Consider the following 19,312-nt stretch of genomic DNA (forward strand, 5'->3'; position numbering starts at 1 on the left):
AAAAAAAAAAAAAAAAAAAAAAAAAAAAAAAAAAAAAAAAAAAAAAAAAAAAAAAAAAAAAAAAAAAAAAAAAAAAAAAAAAAAAAAAAAAAAAAAAAAAAAAAAAAAAAAAAAAAAAAAAAAAAAAAAAAAAAAAAAAAAAAAAAAAAAAAAAAAAAAAAAAAAAAAAAAAAAAAAAAAAAAAAAAAAAAAAAAAAAAAAAAAAAAAAAAAAAAAAAAAAAAAAAAAAAAAAAAAAAAAAAAAAAAAAAAAAAAAAAAAAAAAAAAAAAAAAAAAAAAAAAAAAAAAAAAAAAAAAAAAAAAAAAAAAAAAAAAAAAAAAAAAAAAAAAAAAAAAAAAAAAAAAAAAAAAAAAAAAAAAAAAAAAAAAAAAAAAAAAAAAAAAAAAAAAAAAAAAAAAAAAAAAAAAAAAAAAAAAAAAAAAAAAAAAAAAAAAAAAAAAAAAAAAAAAAAAAAAAAAAAAAAAAAAAAAAAAAAAAAAAAAAAAAAAAAAAAAAAAAAAAAAAAAAAAAAAAAAAAAAAAAAAAAAAAAAAAAAAAAAAAAAAAAAAAAAAAAAAAAAAAAAAAAAAAAAAAAAAAAAAAAAAAAAAAAAAAAAAAAAAAAAAAAAAAAAAAAAAAAAAAAAAAAAAAAAAAAAAAAAAAAAAAAAAAAAAAAAAAAAAAAAAAAAAAAAAAAAAAAAAAAAAAAAAAAAAAAAAAAAAAAAAAAAAAAAAAAAAAAAAAAAAAAAAAAAAAAAAAAAAAAAAAAAAAAAAAAAAAAAAAAAAAAAAAAAAAAAAAAAAAAAAAAAAAAAAAAAAAAAAAAAAAAAAAAAAAAAAAAAAAAAAAAAAAAAAAAAAAAAAAAAAAAAAAAAAAAAAAAAAAAAAAAAAAAAAAAAAAAAAAAAAAAAAAAAAAAAAAAAAAAAAAAAAAAAAAAAAAAAAAAAAAAAAAAAAAAAAAAAAAAAAAAAAAAAAAAAAAAAAAAAAAAAAAAAAAAAAAAAAAAAAAAAAAAAAAAAAAAAAAAAAAAAAAAAAAAAAAAAAAAAAAAAAAAAAAAAAAAAAAAAAAAAAAAAAAAAAAAAAAAAAAAAAAAAAAAAAAAAAAAAAAAAAAAAAAAAAAAAAAAAAAAAAAAAAAAAAAAAAAAAAAAAAAAAAAAAAAAAAAAAAAAAAAAAAAAAAAAAAAAAAAAAAAAAAAAAAAAAAAAAAAAAAAAAAAAAAAAAAAAAAAAAAAAAAAAAAAAAAAAAAAAAAAAAAAAAAAAAAAAAAAAAAAAAAAAAAAAAAAAAAAAAAAAAAAAAAAAAAAAAAAAAAAAAAAAAAAAAAAAAAAAAAAAAAAAAAAAAAAAAAAAAAAAAAAAAAAAAAAAAAAAAAAAAAAAAAAAAAAAAAAAAAAAAAAAAAAAAAAAAAAAAAAAAAAAAAAAAAAAAAAAAAAAAAAAAAAAAAAAAAAAAAAAAAAAAAAAAAAAAAAAAAAAAAAAAAAAAAAAAAAAAAAAAAAAAAAAAAAAAAAAAAAAAAAAAAAAAAAAAAAAAAAAAAAAAAAAAAAAAAAAAAAAAAAAAAAAAAAAAAAAAAAAAAAAAAAAAAAAAAAAAAAAAAAAAAAAAAAAAAAAAAAAAAAAAAAAAAAAAAAAAAAAAAAAAAAAAAAAAAAAAAAAAAAAAAAAAAAAAAAAAAAAAAAAAAAAAAAAAAAAAAAAAAAAAAAAAAAAAAAAAAAAAAAAAAAAAAAAAAAAAAAAAAAAAAAAAAAAAAAAAAAAAAAAAAAAAAAAAAAAAAAAAAAAAAAAAAAAAAAAAAAAAAAAAAAAAAAAAAAAAAAAAAAAAAAAAAAAAAAAAAAAAAAAAAAAAAAAAAAAAAAAAAAAAAAAAAAAAAAAAAAAAAAAAAAAAAAAAAAAAAAAAAAAAAAAAAAAAAAAAAAAAAAAAAAAAAAAAAAAAAAAAAAAAAAAAAAAAAAAAAAAAAAAAAAAAAAAAAAAAAAAAAAAAAAAAAAAAAAAAAAAAAAAAAAAAAAAAAAAAAAAAAAAAAAAAAAAAAAAAAAAAAAAAAAAAAAAAAAAAAAAAAAAAAAAAAAAAAAAAAAAAAAAAAAAAAAAAAAAAAAAAAAAAAAAAAAAAAAAAAAAAAAAAAAAAAAAAAAAAAAAAAAAAAAAAAAAAAAAAAAAAAAAAAAAAAAAAAAAAAAAAAAAAAAAAAAAAAAAAAAAAAAAAAAAAAAAAAAAAAAAAAAAAAAAAAAAAAAAAAAAAAAAAAAAAAAAAAAAAAAAAAAAAAAAAAAAAAAAAAAAAAAAAAAAAAAAAAAAAAAAAAAAAAAAAAAAAAAAAAAAAAAAAAAAAAAAAAAAAAAAAAAAAAAAAAAAAAAAAAAAAAAAAAAAAAAAAAAAAAAAAAAAAAAAAAAAAAAAAAAAAAAAAAAAAAAAAAAAAAAAAAAAAAAAAAAAAAAAAAAAAAAAAAAAAAAAAAAAAAAAAAAAAAAAAAAAAAAAAAAAAAAAAAAAAAAAAAAAAAAAAAAAAAAAAAAAAAAAAAAAAAAAAAAAAAAAAAAAAAAAAAAAAAAAAAAAAAAAAAAAAAAAAAAAAAAAAAAAAAAAAAAAAAAAAAAAAAAAAAAAAAAAAAAAAAAAAAAAAAAAAAAAAAAAAAAAAAAAAAAAAAAAAAAAAAAAAAAAAAAAAAAAAAAAAAAAAAAAAAAAAAAAAATAAAAAAAAAAAAAAAAAAAAAAAAAAAAAAAAAAAAAAAAAAAAAAAAAAAAAAAAAAAAAAAAAAAAAAAAAAAAAAAAAAAAAAAAAAAAAAAAAAAAAAAAAAAAAAAAAAAAAAAAAAAAAAAAAAAAAAAAAAAAAAAAAAAAAAAAAAAAAAAAAAAAAAAAAAAAAAAAAAAAAAAAAAAAAAAAAAAAAAAAAAAAAAAAAAAAAAAAAAAAAAAAAAAAAAAAAAAAAAAAAAAAAAAAAAAAAAAAAAAAAAAAAAAAAAAAAAAAAAAAAAAAAAAAAAAAAAAAAAAAAAAAAAAAAAAAAAAAAAAAAAAAAAAAAAAAAAAAAAAAAAAAAAAAAAAAAAAAAAAAAAAAAAAAAAAAAAAAAAAAAAAAAAAAAAAAAAAAAAAAAAAAAAAAAAAAAAAAAAAAAAAAAAAAAAAAAAAAAAAAAAAAAAAAAAAAAAAAAAAAAAAAAAAAAAAAAAAAAAAAAAAAAAAAAAAAAAAAAAAAAAAAAAAAAAAAAAAAAAAAAAAAAAAAAAAAAAAAAAAAAAAAAAAAAAAAAAAAAAAAAAAAAAAAAAAAAAAAAAAAAAAAAAAAAAAAAAAAAAAAAAAAAAAAAAAAAAAAAAAAAAAAAAAAAAAAAAAAAAAAAAAAAAAAAAAAAAAAAAAAAAAAAAAAAAAAAAAAAAAAAAAAAAAAAAAAAAAAAAAAAAAAAAAAAAAAAAAAAAAAAAAAAAAAAAAAAAAAAAAAAAAAAAAAAAAAAAAAAAAAAAAAAAAAAAAAAAAAAAAAAAAAAAAAAAAAAAAAAAAAAAAAAAAAAAAAAAAAAAAAAAAAAAAAAAAAAAAAAAAAAAAAAAAAAAAAAAAAAAAAAAAAAAAAAAAAAAAAAAAAAAAAAAAAAAAAAAAAAAAAAAAAAAAAAAAAAAAAAAAAAAAAAAAAAAAAAAAAAAAAAAAAAAAAAAAAAAAAAAAAAAAAAAAAAAAAAAAAAAAAAAAAAAAAAAAAAAAAAAAAAAAAAAAAAAAAAAAAAAAAAAAAAAAAAAAAAAAAAAAAAAAAAAAAAAAAAAAAAAAAAAAAAAAAAAAAAAAAAAAAAAAAAAAAAAAAAAAAAAAAAAAAAAAAAAAAAAAAAAAAAAAAAAAAAAAAAAAAAAAAAAAAAAAAAAAAAAAAAAAAAAAAAAAAAAAAAAAAAAAAAAAAAAAAAAAAAAAAAAAAAAAAAAAAAAAAAAAAAAAAAAAAAAAAAAAAAAAAAAAAAAAAAAAAAAAAAAAAAAAAAAAAAAAAAAAAAAAAAAAAAAAAAAAAAAAAAAAAAAAAAAAAAAAAAAAAAAAAAAAAAAAAAAAAAAAAAAAAAAAAAAAAAAAAAAAAAAAAAAAAAAAAAAAAAAAAAAAAAAAAAAAAAAAAAAAAAAAAAAAAAAAAAAAAAAAAAAAAAAAAAAAAAAAAAAAAAAAAAAAAAAAAAAAAAAAAAAAAAAAAAAAAAAAAAAAAAAAAAAAAAAAAAAAAAAAAAAAAAAAAAAAAAAAAAAAAAAAAAAAAAAAAAAAAAAAAAAATAAAAAAAAAAAAAAAAAAAAAAAAAAAAAAAAAAAAAAAAAAAAAAAAAAAAAAAAAAAAAAAAAAAAAAAAAAAAAAAAAAAAAAAAAAAAAAAAAAAAAAAAAAAAAAAAAAAAAAAAAAAATAAAAAAAAAAAAAAAAAAAAAAAAAAAAAAAAAAAAAAAAAAAAAAAAAAAAAAAAAAAAAAAAAAAAAAAAAAAAAAAAAAAAAAAAAAAAAAAAAAAAAAAAAAAAAAAAAAAAAAAAAAAAAAAAAAAAAAAAAAAAAAAAAAAAAAAAAAAAAAAAAAAAAAAAAAAAAAAAAAAAAAAAAAAAAAAAAAAAAAAAAAAAAAAAAAAAAAAAAAAAAAAAAAAAAAAAAAAAAAAAAAAAAAAAAAAAAAAAAAAAAAAAAAAAAAAAAAAAAAAAAAAAAAAAAAAAAAAAAAAAAAAAAAAAAAAAAAAAAAAAAAAAAAAAAAAAAAAAAAAAAAAAAAAAAAAAAAAAAAAAAAAAAAAAAAAAAAAAAAAAAAAAAAAAAAAAAAAAAAAAAAAAAAAAAAAATAAAAAAAAAAAAAAAAAAAAAAAAAAAAAAAAAAAAAAAAAAAAAAAAAAAAAAAAAAAAAAAAAAAAAAAAAAAAAAAAAAAAAAAAAAAAAAAAAAAAAAAAAAAAAAAAAAAAAAAAAAAAAAAAAAAAAAAAAAAAAAAAAAAAAAAAAAAAAAAAAAAAAAAAAAAAAAAAAAAAAAAAAAAAAAAAAAAAAAAAAAAAAAAAAAAAAAAAAAAAAAAAAAAAAAAAAAAAAAAAAAAAAAAAAAAAAAAAAAAAAAAAAAAAAAAAAAAAAAAAAAAAAAAAAAAAAAAAAAAAAAAAAAAAAAAAAAAAAAAAAAAAAAAAAAAAAAAAAAAAAAAAAAAAAAAAAAAAAAAAAAAAAAAAAAAAAAAAAAAAAAAAAAAAAAAAAAAAAAAAAAAAAAAAAAAAAAAAAAAAAAAAAAAAAAAAAAAAAAAAAAAAAAAAAAAAAAAAAAAAAAAAAAAAAAAAAAAAAAAAAAAAAAAAAAAAAAAAAAAAAAAAAAAAAAAAAAAAAAAAAAAAAAAAAAAAAAAAAAAAAAAAAAAAAAAAAAAAAAAAAAAAAAAAAAAAAAAAAAAAAAAAAAAAAAAAAAAAAAAAAAAAAAAAAAAAAAAAAAAAAAAAAAAAAAAAAAAAAAAAAAAAAAAAAAAAAAAAAAAAAAAAAAAAAAAAAAAAAAAAAAAAAAAAAAAAAAAAAAAAAAAAAAAAAAAAAAAAAAAAAAAAAAAAAAAAAAAAAAAAAAAAAAAAAAAAAAAAAAAAAAAAAAAAAAAAAAAAAAAAAAAAAAAAAAAAAAAAAAAAAAAAAAAAAAAAAAAAAAAAAAAAAAAAAAAAAAAAAAAAAAAAAAAAAAAAAAAAAAAAAAAAAAAAAAAAATAAAAAAAAAAAAAAAAAAAAAAAAAAAAAAAAAAAAAAAAAAAAAAAAAAAAAAAAAAAAAAAAAAAAAAAAAAAAAAAAAAAAAAAAAAAAAAAAAAAAAAAAAAAAAAAAAAAAAAAAAAAAAAAAAAAAAAAAAAAAAAAAAAAAAAAAAAAAAAAAAAAAAAAAAAAAAAAAAAAAAAAAAAAAAAAAAAAAAAAAAAAAAAAAAAAAAAAAAAAAAAAAAAAAAAAAAAAAAAAAAAAAAAAAAAAAAAAAAAAAAAAAAAAAAAAAAAAAAAAAAAAAAAAAAAAAAAAAAAAAAAAAAAAAAAAAAAAAAAAAAAAAAAAAAAAAAAAAAAAAAAAAAAAAAAAAAAAAAAAAAAAAAAAAAAAAAAAAAAAAAAAAAAAAAAAAAAAAAAAAAAAAAAAAAAAAAAAAAAAAAAAAAAAAAAAAAAAAAAAAAAAAAAAAAAAAAAAAAAAAAAAAAAAAAAAAAAAAAAAAAAAAAAAAAAAAAAAAAAAAAAAAAAAAAAAAAAAAAAAAAAAAAAAAAAAAAAAAAAAAAAAAAAAAAAAAAAAAAAAAAAAAAAAAAAAAAAAAAAAAAAAAAAAAAAAAAAAAAAAAAAAAAAAAAAAAAAAAAAAAAAAAAAAAAAAAAAAAAAAAAAAAAAAAAAAAAAAAAAAAAAAAAAAAAAAAAAAAAAAAAAAAAAAAAAAAAAAAAAAAAAAAAAAAAAAAAAAAAAAAAAAAAAAAAAAAAAAAAAAAAAAAAAAAAAAAAAAAAAAAAAAAAAAAAAAAAAAAAAAAAAAAAAAAAAAAAAAAAAAAAAAAAAAAAAAAAAAAAAAAAAAAAAAAAAAAAAAAAAAAAAAAAAAAAAAAAAAAAAAAAAAAAAAAAAAAAAAAAAAAAAAAAAAAAAAAAAAAAAAAAAAAAAAAAAAAAAAAAAAAAAAAAAAAAAAAAAAAAAAAAAAAAAAAAAAAAAAAAAAAAAAAAAAAAAAAAAAAAAAAAAAAAAAAAAAAAAAAAAAAAAAAAAAAAAAAAAAAAAAAAAAAAAAAAAAAAAAAAAAAAAAAAAAAAAAAAAAAAAAAAAAAAAAAAAAAAAAAAAAAAAAAAAAAAAAAAAAAAAAAAAAAAAAAAAAAAAAAAAAAAAAAAAAAAAAAAAAAAAAAAAAAAAAAAAAAAAAAAAAAAAAAAAAAAAAAAAAAAAAAAAAAAAAAAAAAAAAAAAAAAAAAAAAAAAAAAAAAAAAAAAAAAAAAAAAAAAAAAAAAAAAAAAAAAAAAAAAAAAAAAAAAAAAAAAAAAATAAAAAAAAAAAAAAAAAAAAAAAAAAAAAAAAAAAAAAAAAAAAAAAAAAAAAAAAAAAAAAAAAAAAAAAAAAAAAAAAAAAAAAAAAAAAAAAAAAAAAAAAAAAAAAAAAAAAAAAAAAAAAAAAAAAAAAAAAAAAAAAAAAAAAAAAAAAAAAAAAAAAAAAAAAAAAAAAAAAAAAAAAAAAAAAAAAAAAAAAAAAAAAAAAAAAAAAAAAAAAAAAAAAAAAAAAAAAAAAAAAAAAAAAAAAAAAAAAAAAAAAAAAAAAAAAAAAAAAAAAAAAAAAAAAAAAAAAAAAAAAAAAAAAAAAAAAAAAAAAAAAAAAAAAAAAAAAAAAAAAAAAAAAAAAAAAAAAAAAAAAAAAAAAAAAAAAAAAAAAAAAAAAAAAAAAAAAAAAAAAAAAAAAAAAAAAAAAAAAAAAAAAAAAAAAAAAAAAAAAAAAAAAAAAAAAAAAAAAAAAAAAAAAAAAAAAAAAAAAAAAAAAAAAAAAAAAAAAAAAAAAAAAAAAAAAAAAAAAAAAAAAAAAAAAAAAAAAAAAAAAAAAAAAAAAAAAAAAAAAAAAAAAAAAAAAAAAAAAAAAAAAAAAAAAAAAAAAAAAAAAAATAAAAAAAAAAAAAAAAAAAAAAAAAAAAAAAAAAAAAAAAAAAAAAAAAAAAAAAAAAAAAAAAAAAAAAAAAAAAAAAAAAAAAAAAAAAAAAAAAAAAAAAAAAAAAAAAAAAAAAAAAAAAAAAAAAAAAAAAAAAAAAAAAAAAAAAAAAAAAAAAAAAAAAAAAAAAAAAAAAAAAAAAAAAAAAAAAAAAAAAAAAAAAAAAAAAAAAAAAAAAAAAAAAAAAAAAAAAAAAAAAAAAAAAAAAAAAAAAAAAAAAAAAAAAAAAAAAAAAAAAAAAAAAAAAAAAAAAAAAAAAAAAAAAAAAAAAAAAAAAAAAAAAAAAAAAAAAAAAAAAAAAAAAAAAAAAAAAAAAAAAAAAAAAAAAAAAAAAAAAAAAAAAAAAAAAAAAAAAAAAAAAAAAAAAAAAAAAAAAAAAAAAAAAAAAAAAAAAAAAAAAAAAAAAAAAAAAAAAAAAAAAAAAAAAAAAAAAAAAAAAAAAAAAAAAAAAAAAAAAAAAAAAAAAAAAAAAAAAAAAAAAAAAAAAAAAAAAAAAAAAAAAAAAAAAAAAAAAAAAAAAAAAAAAAAAAAAAAAAAAAAAAAAAAAAAAAAAAAAAAAAAAAAAAAAAAAAAAAAAAAAAAAAAAAAAAAAAAAAAAAAAAAAAAAAAAAAAAAAAAAAAAAAAAAAAAAAAAAAAAAAAAAAAAAAAAAAAAAAAAAAAAAAAAAAAAAAAAAAAAAAAAAAAAAAAAAAAAAAAAAAAAAAAAAAAAAAAAAAAAAAAAAAAAAAAAAAAAAAAAAAAAAAAAAAAAAAAAAAAAAAAAAAAAAAAAAAAAAAAAAAAAAAAAAAAAAAAAAAAAAAAAAAAAAAAAAAAAAAAAAAAAAAAAAAAAAAAAAAAAAAAAAAAAAAAAAAAAAAAAAAAAAAAAAAAAAAAAAAAAAAAAAAAAAAAAAAAAAAAAAAAAAAAAAAAAAAAAAAAAAAAAAAAAAAAAAAAAAAAAAAAAAAAAAAAAAAAAAAAAAAAAAAAAAAAAAAAAAAAAAAAAAAAAAAAAAAAAAAAAAAAAAAAAAAAAAAAAAAAAAAAAAAAAAAAAAAAAAAAAAAAAAAAAAAAAAAAAAAAAAAAAAAAAAAAAAAAAAAAAAAAAAAAAAAAAAAAAAAAAAAAAAAAAAAAAAAAAAAAAAAAAAAAAAAAAAAAAAAAAAAAAAAAAAAAAAAAAAAAAAAAAAAAAAAAAAAAAAAAAAAAAAAAAAAAAAAAAAAAAAAAAAAAAAAAAAAAAAAAAAAAAAAAAAAAAAAAAAAAAAAAAAAAAAAAAAAAAAAAAAAAAAAAAAAAAAAAAAAAAAAAAAAAAAAAAAAAAAAAAAAAAAAAAAAAAAAAAAAAAAAAAAAAAAAAAAAAAAAAAAAAAAAAAAAAAAAAAAAAAAAAAAAAAAAAAAAAAAAAAAAAAAAAAAAAAAAAAAAAAAAAAAAAAAAAAAAAAAAAAAAAAAAAAAAAAAAAAAAAAAAAAAAAAAAAAAAAAAAAAAAAAAAAAAAAAAAAAAAAAAAAAAAAAAAAAAAAAAAAAAAAAAAAAAAAAAAAAAAAAAAAAAAAAAAAAAAAAAAAAAAAAAAAAAAAAAAAAAAAAAAAAAAAAAAAAAAAAAAAAAAAAAAAAAAAAAAAAAAAAAAAAAAAAAAAAAAAAAAAAAAAAAAAAAAAAAAAAAAAAAAAAAAAAAAAAAAAAAAAAAAAAAAAAAAAAAAAAAAAAAAAAAAAAAAAAAAAAAAAAAAAAAAAAAAAAAAAAAAAAAAAAAAAAAAAAAAAAAAAAAAAAAAAAAAAAAAAAAAAAAAAAAAAAAAAAAAAAAAAAAAAAAAAAAAAAAAAAAAAAAAAAAAAAAAAAAAAAAAAAAAAAAAAAAAAAAAAAAAAAAAAAAAAAAAAAAAAAAAAAAAAAAAAAAAAAAAAAAAAAAAAAAAAAAAAAAAAAAAAAAAAAAAAAAAAAAAAAAAAAAAAAAAAAAAAAAAAAAAAAAAAAAAAAAAAAAAAAAAAAAAAAAAAAAAAAAAAAAAAAAAAAAAAAAAAAAAAAAAAAAAAAAAAAAAAAAAAAAAAAAAAAAAAAAAAAAAAAAAAAAAAAAAAAAAAAAAAAAAAAAAAAAAAAAAAAAAAAAAAAAAAAAAAAAAAAAAAAAAAAAAAAAAAAAAAAAAAAAAAAAAAAAAAAAAAAAAAAAAAAAAAAAAAAAAAAAAAAAAAAAAAAAAAAAAAAAAAAAAAAAAAAAAAAAAAAAAAAAAAAAAAAAAAAAAAAAAAAAAAAAAAAAAAAAAAAAAAAAAAAAAAAAAAAAAAAAAAAAAAAAAAAAAAAAAAAAAAAAAAAAAAAAAAAAAAAAAAAAAAAAAAAAAAAAAAAAAAAAAAAAAAAAAAAAAAAAAAAAAAAAAAAAAAAAAAAAAAAAAAAAAAAAAAAAAAAAAAAAAAAAAAAAAAAAAAAAAAAAAAAAAAAAAAAAAAAAAAAAAAAAAAAAAAAAAAAAAAAAAAAAAAAAAAAAAAAAAAAAAAAAAAAAAAAAAAAAAAAAAAAAAAAAAAAAAAAAAAAAAAAAAAAAAAAAAAAAAAAAAAAAAAAAAAAAAAAAAAAAAAAAAAAAAAAAAAAAAAAAAAAAAAAAAAAAAAAAAAAAAAAAAAAAAAAAAAAAAAAAAAAAAAAAAAAAAAAAAAAAAAAAAAAAAAAAAAAAAAAAAAAAAAAAAAAAAAAAAAAAAAAAAAAAAAAAAAAAAAAAAAAAAAAAAAAAAAAAAAAAAAAAAAAAAAAAAAAAAAAAAAAAAAAAAAAAAAAAAAAAAAAAAAAAAAAAAAAAAAAAAAAAAAAAAAAAAAAAAAAAAAAAAAAAAAAAAAAAAAAAAAAAAAAAAAAAAAAAAAAAAAAAAAAAAAAAAAAAAAAAAAAAAAAAAAAAAAAAAAAAAAAAAAAAAAAAAAAAAAAAAAAAAAAAAAAAAAAAAAAAAAAAAAAAAAAAAAAAAAAAAAAAAAAAAAAAAAAAAAAAAAAAAAAAAAAAAAAAAAAAAAAAAAAAAAAAAAAAAAAAAAAAAAAAAAAAAAAAAAAAAAAAAAAAAAAAAAAAAAAAAAAAAAAAAAAAAAAAAAAAAAAAAAAAAAAAAAAAAAAAAAAAAAAAAAAAAAAAAAAAAAAAAAAAAAAAAAAAAAAAAAAAAAAAAAAAAAAAAAAAAAAAAAAAAAAAAAAAAAAAAAAAAAAAAAAAAAAAAAAAAAAAAAAAAAAAAAAAAAAAAAAAAAAAAAAAAAAATAAAAAAAAAAAAAAAAAAAAAAAAAAAAAAAAAAAAAAAAAAAAAAAAAAAAAAAAAAAAAAAAAAAAAAAAAAAAAAAAAAAAAAAAAAAAAAAAAAAAAAAAAAAAAAAAAAAAAAAAAAAAAAAAAAAAAAAAAAAAAAAAAAAAAAAAAAAAAAAAAAAAAAAAAAAAAAAAAAAAAAAAAAAAAAAAAAAAAAAAAAAAAAAAAAAAAAAAAAAAAAAAAAAAAAAAAAAAAAAAAAAAAAAAAAAAAAAAAAAAAAAAAAAAAAAAAAAAAAAAAAAAAAAAAAAAAAAAAAAAAAAAAAAAAAAAAAAAAAAAAAAAAAAAAAAAAAAAAAAAAAAAAAAAAAAAAAAAAAAAAAAAAAAAAAAAAAAAAAAAAAAAAAAAAAAAAAAAAAAAAAAAAAAAAAAAAAAAAAAAAAAAAAAAAAAAAAAAAAAAAAAAAAAAAAAAAAAAAAAAAAAAAAAAAAAAAAAAAAAAAAAAAAAAAAAAAAAAAAAAAAAAAAAAAAAAAAAAAAAAAAAAAAAAAAAAAAAAAAAAAAAAAAAAAAAAAAAAAAAAAAAAAAAAAAAAAAAAAAAAAAAAAAAAAAAAAAAAAAAAAAAAAAAAAAAAAAAAAAAAAAAAAAAAAAAAAAAAAAAAAAAAAAAAAAAAAAAAAAAAAAAAAAAAAAAAAAAAAAAAAAAAAAAAAAAAAAAAAAAAAAAAAAAAAAAAAAAAAAAAAAAAAAAAAAAAAAAAAAAAAAAAAAAAAAAAAAAAAAAAAAAAAAAAAAAAAAAAAAAAAAAAAAAAAAAAAAAAAAAAAAAAAAAAAAAAAAAAAAAAAAAAAAAAAAAAAAAAAAAAAAAAAAAAAAAAAAAAAAAAAAAAAAAAAAAAAAAAAAAAAAAAAAAAAAAAAAAAAAAAAAAAAAAAAAAAAAAAAAAAAAAAAAAAAAAAAAAAAAAAAAAAAAAAAAAAAAAAAAAAAAAAAAAAAAAAAAAAAAAAAAAAAAAAAAAAAAAAAAAAAAAAAAAAAAAAAAAAAAAAAAAAAAAAAAAAAAAAAAAAAAAAAAAAAAAAAAAAAAAAAAAAAAAAAAAAAAAAAAAAAAAAAAAAAAAAAAAAAAAAAAAAAAAAAAAAAAAAAAAAAAAAAAAAAAAAAAAAAAAAAAAAAAAAAAAAAAAAAAAAAAAAAAAAAAAAAAAAAAAAAAAAAAAAAAAAAAAAAAAAAAAAAAAAAAAAAAAAAAAAAAAAAAAAAAAAAAAAAAAAAAAAAAAAAAAAAAAAAAAAAAAAAAAAAAAAAAAAAAAAAAAAAAAAAAAAAAAAAAAAAAAAAAAAAAAAAAAAAAAAAAAAAAAAAAAAAAAAAAAAAAAAAAAAAAAAAAAAAAAAAAAAAAAAAAAAAAAAAAAAAAAAAAAAAAAAAAAAAAAAAAAAAAAAAAAAAAAAAAAAAAAAAAAAAAAAAAAAAAAAAAAAAAAAAAAAAAAAAAAAAAAAAAAAAAAAAAAAAAAAAAAAAAAAAAAAAAAAAAAAAAAAAAAAAAAAAAAAAAAAAAAAAAAAAAAAAAAAAAAAAAAAAAAAAAAAAAAAAAAAAAAAAAAAAAAAAAAAAAAAAAAAAAAAAAAAAAAAAAAAAAAAAAAAAAAAAAAAAAAAAAAAAAAAAAAAAAAAAAAAAAAAAAAAAAAAAAAAAAAAAAAAAAAAAAAAAAAAAAAAAAAAAAAAAAAAAAAAAAAAAAAAAAAAAAAAAAAAAAAAAAAAAAAAAAAAAAAAAAAAAAAAAAAAAAAAAAAAAAAAAAAAAAAAAAAAAAAAAAAAAAAAAAAAAAAAAAAAAAAAAAAAAAAAAAAAAAAAAAAAAAAAAAAAAAAAAAAAAAAAAAAAAAAAAAAAAAAAAAAAAAAAAAAAAAAAAAAAAAAAAAAAAAAAAAAAAAAAAAAAAAAAAAAAAAAAAAAAAAAAAAAAAAAAAAAAAAAAAAAAAAAAAAAAAAAAAAAAAAAAAAAAAAAAAAAAAAAAAAAAAAAAAAAAAAAAAAAAAAAAAAAAAAAAAAAAAAAAAAAAAAAAAAAAAAAAAAAAAAAAAAAAAAAAAAAAAAAAAAAAAAAAAAAAAAAAAAAAAAAAAAAAAAAAAAAAAAAAAAAAAAAAAAAAAAAAAAAAAAAAAAAAAAAAAAAAAAAAAAAAAAAAAAAAAAAAAAAAAAAAAAAAAAAAAAAAAAAAAAAAAAAAAAAAAAAAAAAAAAAAAAAAAAAAAAAAAAAAAAAAAAAAAAAAAAAAAAAAAAAAAAAAAAAAAAAAAAAAAAAAAAAAAAAAAAAAAAAAAAAAAAAAAAAAAAAAAAAAAAAAAAAAAAAAAAAAAAAAAAAAAAAAAAAAAAAAAAAAAAAAAAAAAAAAAAAAAAAAAAAAAAAAAAAAAAAAAAAAAAAAAAAAAAAAAAAAAAAAAAAAAAAAAAAAAAAAAAAAAAAAAAAAAAAAAAAAAAAAAAAAAAAAAAAAAAAAAAAAAAAAAAAAAAAAAAAAAAAAAAAAAAAAAAAAAAAAAAAAAAAAAAAAAAAAAAAAAAAAAAAAAAAAAAAAAAAAAAAAAAAAAAAAAAAAAAAAAAAAAAAAAAAAAAAAAAAAAAAAAAAAAAAAAAAAAAAAAAAAAAAAAAAAAAAAAAAAAAAAAAAAAAAAAAAAAAAAAAAAAAAAAAAAAAAAAAAAAAAAAAAAAAAAAAAAAAAAAAAAAAAAAAAAAAAAAAAAAAAAAAAAAAAAAAAAAAAAAAAAAAAAAAAAAAAAAAAAAAAAAAAAAAAAAAAAAAAAAAAATAAAAAAAAAAAAAAAAAAAAAAAAAAAAAAAAAAAAAAAAAAAAAAAAAAAAAAAAAAAAAAAAAAAAAAAAAAAAAAAAAAAAAAAAAAAAAAAAAAAAAAAAAAAAAAAAAAAAAAAAAAAAAAAAAAAAAAAAAAAAAAAAAAAAAAAAAAAAAAAAAAAAAAAAAAAAAAAAAAAAAAAAAAAAAAAAAAAAAAAAAAAAAAAAAAAAAAAAAAAAAAAAAAAAAAAAAAAAAAAAAAAAAAAAAAAAAAAAAAAAAAAAAAAAAAAAAAAAAAAAAAAAAAAAAAAAAAAAAAAAAAAAAAAAAAAAAAAAAAAAAAAAAAAAAAAAAAAAAAAAAAAAAAAAAAAAAAAAAAAAAAAAAAAAAAAAAAAAAAAAAAAAAAAAAAAAAAAAAAAAAAAAAAAAAAAAAAAAAAAAAAAAAAAAAAAAAAAAAAAAAAAAAAAAAAAAAAAAAAAAAAAAAAAAAAAAAAAAAAAAAAAAAAAAAAAAAAAAAAAAAAAAAAAAAAAAAAAAAAAAAAAAAAAAAAAAAAAAAAAAAAAAAAAAAAAAAAAAAAAAAAAAAAAAAAAAAAAAAAAAAAAAAAAAAAAAAAAAAAAAAAAAAAAAAAAAAAAAAAAAAAAAAAAAAAAAAAAAAAAAAAAAAAAAAAAAAAAAAAAAAAAAAAAAAAAAAAAAAAAAAAAAAAAAAAAAAAAAAAAAAAAAAAAAAAAAAAAAAAAAAAAAAAAAAAAAAAAAAAAAAAAAAAAAAAAAAAAAAAAAAAAAAAAAAAAAAAAAAAAAAAAAAAAAAAAAAAAAAAAAAAAAAAAAAAAAAAAAAAAAAAAAAAAAAAAAAAAAAAAAAAAAAAAAAAAAAAAAAAAAAAAAAAAAAAAAAAAAAAAAAAAAAAAAAAAAAAAAAAAAAAAAAAAAAAAAAAAAAAAAAAAAAAAAAAAAAAAAAAAAAAAAAAAAAAAAAAAAAAAAAAAAAAAAAAAAAAAAAAAAAAAAAAAAAAAAAAAAAAAAAAAAAAAAAAAAAAAAAAAAAAAAAAAAAAAAAAAAAAAAAAAAAAAAAAAAAAAAAAAAAAAAAAAAAAAAAAAAAAAAAAAAAAAAAAAAAAAAAAAAAAAAAAAAAAAAAAAAAAAAAAAAAAAAAAAAAAAAAAAAAAAAAAAAAAAAAAAAAAAAAAAAAAAAAAAAAAAAAAAAAAAAAAAAAAAAAAAAAAAAAAAAAAAAAAAAAAAAAAAAAAAAAAAAAAAAAAAAAAAAAAAAAAAAAAAAAAAAAAAAAAAAAAAAAAAAAAAAAAAAAAAAAAAAAAAAAAAAAAAAAAAAAAAAAAAAAAAAAAAAAAAAAAAAAAAAAAAAAAAAAAAAAAAAAAAAAAAAAAAAAAAAAAAAAAAAAAAAAAAAAAAAAAAAAAAAAAAAAAAAAAAAAAAAAAAAAAAAAAAAAAAAAAAAAAAAAAAAAAAAAAAAAAAAAAAAAAAAAAAAAAAAAAAAAAAAAAAAAAAAAAAAAAAAAAAAAAAAAAAAAAAAAAAAAAAAAAAAAAAAAAAAAAAAAAAAAAAAAAAAAAAAAAAAAAAAAAAAAAAAAAAAAAAAAAAAAAAAAAAAAAAAAAAAAAAAAAAAAAAAAAAAAAAAAAAAAAAAAAAAAAAAAAAAAAAAAAAAAAAAAAAAAAAAAAAAAAAAAAAAAAAAAAAAAAAAAAAAAAAAAAAAAAAAAAAAAAAAAAAAAAAAAAAAAAAAAAAAAAAAAAAAAAAAAAAAAAAAAAAAAAAAAAAAAAAAAAAAAAAAAAAAAAAAAAAAAAAAAAAAAAAAAAAAAAAAAAAAAAAAAAAAAAAAAAAAAAAAAAAAAAAAAAAAAAAAAAAAAAAAAAAAAAAAAAAAAAAAAAAAAAAAAAAAAAAAAAAAAAAAAAAAAAAAAAAAAAAAAAAAAAAAAAAAAAAAAAAAAAAAAAAAAAAAAAAAAAAAAAAAAAAAAAAAAAAAAAAAAAAAAAAAAAAAAAAAAAAAAAAAAAAAAAAAAAAAAAAAAAAAAAAAAAAAAAAAAAAAAAAAAAAAAAAAAAAAAAAAAAAAAAAAAAAAAAAAAAAAAAAAAAAAAAAAAAAAAAAAAAAAAAAAAAAAAAAAAAAAAAAAAAAAAAAAAAAAAAAAAAAAAAAAAAAAAAAAAAAAAAAAAAAAAAAAAAAAAAAAAAAAAAAAAAAAAAAAAAAAAAAAAAAAAAAAAAAAAAAAAAAAAAAAAAAAAAAAAAAAAAAAAAAAAAAAAAAAAAAAAAAAAAAAAAAAAAAAAAAAAAAAAAAAAAAAAAAAAAAAAAAAAAAAAAAAAAAAAAAAAAAAAAAAAAAAAAAAAAAAAAAAAAAAAAAAAAAAAAAAAAAAAAAAAAAAAAAAAAAAAAAAAAAAAAAAAAAAAAAAAAAAAAAAAAAAAAAAAAAAAAAAAAAAAAAAAAAAAAAAAAAAAAAAAAAAAAAAAAAAAAAAAAAAAAAAAAAAAAAAAAAAAAAAAAAAAAAAAAAAAAAAAAAAAAAAAAAAAAAAAAAAAAAAAAAAAAAAAAAAAAAAAAAAAAAAAAAAAAAAAAAAAAAAAAAAAAAAAAAAAAAAAAAAAAAAAAAAAAAAAAAAAAAAAAAAAAAAAAAAAAAAAAAAAAAAAAAAAAAAAAAAAAAAAAAAAAAAAAAAAAAAAAAAAAAAAAAAAAAAAAAAAAAAAAAAAAAAAAAAAAAAAAAAAAAAAAAAAAAAAAAAAAAAAAAAAAAAAAAAAAAAAAAAAAAAAAAAAAAAAAAAAAAAAAAAAAAAAAAAAAAAAAAAAAAAAAAAAAAAAAAAAAAAAAAAAAAAAAAAAAAAAAAAAAAAAAAAAAAAAAAAAAAAAAAAAAAAAAAAAAAAAAAAAAAAAAAAAAAAAAAAAAAAAAAAAAAAAAAAAAAAAAAAAAAAAAAAAAAAAAAAAAAAAAAAAAAAAAAAAAAAAAAAAAAAAAAAAAAAAAAAAAAAAAAAAAAAAAAAAAAAAAAAAAAAAAAAAAAAAAAAAAAAAAAAAAAAAAAAAAAAAAAAAAAAAAAAAAAAAAAAAAAAAAAAAAAAAAAAAAAAAAAAAAAAAAAAAAAAAAAAAAAAAAAAAAAAAAAAAAAAAAAAAAAAAAAAAAAAAAAAAAAAAAAAAAAAAAAAAAAAAAAAAAAAAAAAAAAAAAAAAAAAAAAAAAAAAAAAAAAAAAAAAAAAAAAAAAAAAAAAAAAAAAAAAAAAAAAAAAAAAAAAAAAAAAAAAAAAAAAAAAAAAAAAAAAAAAAAAAAAAAAAAAAAAAAAAAAAAAAAAAAAAAAAAAAAAAAAAAAAAAAAAAAAAAAAAAAAAAAAAAAAAAAAAAAAAAAAAAAAAAAAAAAAAAAAAAAAAAAAAAAAAAAAAAAAAAAAAAAAAAAAAAAAAAAAAAAAAAAAAAAAAAAAAAAAAAAAAAAAAAAAAAAAAAAAAAAAAAAAAAAAAAAAAAAAAAAAAAAAAAAAAAAAAAAAAAAAAAAAAAAAAAAAAAAAAAAAAAAAAAAAAAAAAAAAAAAAAAAAAAAAAAAAAAAAAAAAAAAAAAAAAAAAAAAAAAAAAAAAAAAAAAAAAAAAAAAAAAAAAAAAAAAAAAAAAAAAAAAAAAAAAAAAAAAAAAAAAAAAAAAAAAAAAAAAAAAAAAAAAAAAAAAAAAAAAAAAAAAAAAAAAAAAAAAAAAAAAAAAAAAAAAAAAAAAAAAAAAAAAAAAAAAAAAAAAAAAAAAAAAAAAAAAAAAAAAAAAAAAAAAAAAAAAAAAAAAAAAAAAAAAAAAAAAAAAAAAAAAAAAAAAAAAAAAAAAAAAAAAAAAAAAAAAAAAAAAAAAAAAAAAAAAAAAAAAAAAAAAAAAAAAAAAAAAAAAAAAAAAAAAAAAAAAAAAAAAAAAAAAAAAAAAAAAAAAAAAAAAAAAAAAAAAAAAAAAAAAAAAAAAAAAAAAAAAAAAAAAAAAAAAAAAAAAAAAAAAAAAAAAAAAAAAAAAAAAAAAAAAAAAAAAAAAAAAAAAAAAAAAAAAAAAAAAAAAAAAAAAAAAAAAAAAAAAAAAAAAAAAAAAAAAAAAAAAAAAAAAAAAAAAAAAAAAAAAAAAAAAAAAAAAAAAAAAAAAAAAAAAAAAAAAAAAAAAAAAAAAAAAAAAAAAAAAAAAAAAAAAAAAAAAAAAAAAAAAAAAAAAAAAAAAAAAAAAAAAAAAAAAAAAAAAAAAAAAAAAAAAAAAAAAAAAAAAAAAAAAAAAAAAAAAAAAAAAAAAAAAAAAAAAAAAAAAAAAAAAAAAAAAAAAAAAAAAAAAAAAAAAAAAAAAAAAAAAAAAAAAAAAAAAAAAAAAAAAAAAAAAAAAAAAAAAAAAAAAAAAAAAAAAAAAAAAAAAAAAAAAAAAAAAAAAAAAAAAAAAAAAAAAAAAAAAAAAAAAAAAAAAAAAAAAAAAAAAAAAAAAAAAAAAAAAAAAAAAAAAAAAAAAAAAAAAAAAAAAAAAAAAAAAAAAAAAAAAAAAAAAAAAAAAAAAAAAAAAAAAAAAAAAAAAAAAAAAAAAAAAAAAAAAAAAAAAAAAAAAAAAAAAAAAAAAAAAAAAAAAAAAAAAAAAAAAAAAAAAAAAAAAAAAAAAAAAAAAAAAAAAAAAAAAAAAAAAAAAAAAAAAAAAAAAAAAAAAAAAAAAAAAAAAAAAAAAAAAAAAAAAAAAAAAAAAAAAAAAAAAAAAAAAAAAAAAAAAAAAAAAAAAAAAAAAAAAAAAAAAAAAAAAAAAAAAAAAAAAAAAAAAAAAAAAAAAAAAAAAAAAAAAAAAAAAAAAAAAAAAAAAAAAAAAAAAAAAAAAAAAAAAAAAAAAAAAAAAAAAAAAAAAAAAAAAAAAAAAAAAAAAAAAAAAAAAAAAAAAAAAAAAAAAAAAAAAAAAAAAAAAAAAAAAAAAAAAAAAAAAAAAAAAAAAAAAAAAAAAAAAAAAAAAAAAAAAAAAAAAAAAAAAAAAAAAAAAAAAAAAAAAAAAAAAAAAAAAAAAAAAAAAAAAAAAAAAAAAAAAAAAAAAAAAAAAAAAAAAAAAAAAAAAAAAAAAAAAAAAAAAAAAAAAAAAAAAAAAAAAAAAAAAAAAAAAAAAAAAAAAAAAAAAAAAAAAAAAAAAAAAAAAAAAAAAAAAAAAAAAAAAAAAAAAAAAAAAAAAAAAAAAAAAAAAAAAAAAAAAAAAAAAAAAAAAAAAAAAAAAAAAAAAAAAAAAAAAAAAAAAAAAAAAAAAAAAAAAAAAAAAAAAAAAAAAAAAAAAAAAAAAAAAAAAAAAAAAAAAAAAAAAAAAAAAAAAAAAAAAAAAAAAAAAAAAAAAAAAAAAAAAAAAAAAAAAAAAAAAAAAAAAAAAAAAAAAAAAAAAAAAAAAAAAAAAAAAAAAAAAAAAAAAAAAAAAAAAAAAAAAAAAAAAAAAAAAAAAAAAAAAAAAAAAAAAAAAAAAAAAAAAAAAAAAAAAAAAAAAAAAAAAAAAAAAAAAAAAAAAAAAAAAAAAAAAAAAAAAAAAAAAAAAAAAAAAAAAAAAAAAAAAAAAAAAAAAAAAAAAAAAAAAAAAAAAAAAATAAAAAAAAAAAAAAAAAAAAAAAAAAAAAAAAAAAAAAAAAAAAAAAAAAAAAAAAAAAAAAAAAAAAAAAAAAAAAAAAAAAAAAAAAAAAAAAAAAAAAAAAAAAAAAAAAAAAAAAAAAAAAAAAAAAAAAAAAAAAAAAAAAAAAAAAAAAAAAAAAAAAAAAAAAAAAAAAAAAAAAAAAAAAAAAAAAAAAAAAAAAAAAAAAAAAAAAAAAAAAAAAAAAAAAAAAAAAAAAAAAAAAAAAAAAAAAAAAAAAAAAAAAAAAAAAAAAAAAAAAAAAAAAAAAAAAAAAAAAAAAAAAAAAAAAAAAAAAAAAAAAAA

It is taken from the genome of Reinekea marina, from assembly GCF_030409715.1.
Lineage (GTDB): Bacteria > Pseudomonadota > Gammaproteobacteria > Pseudomonadales > Natronospirillaceae > Reinekea > Reinekea marina.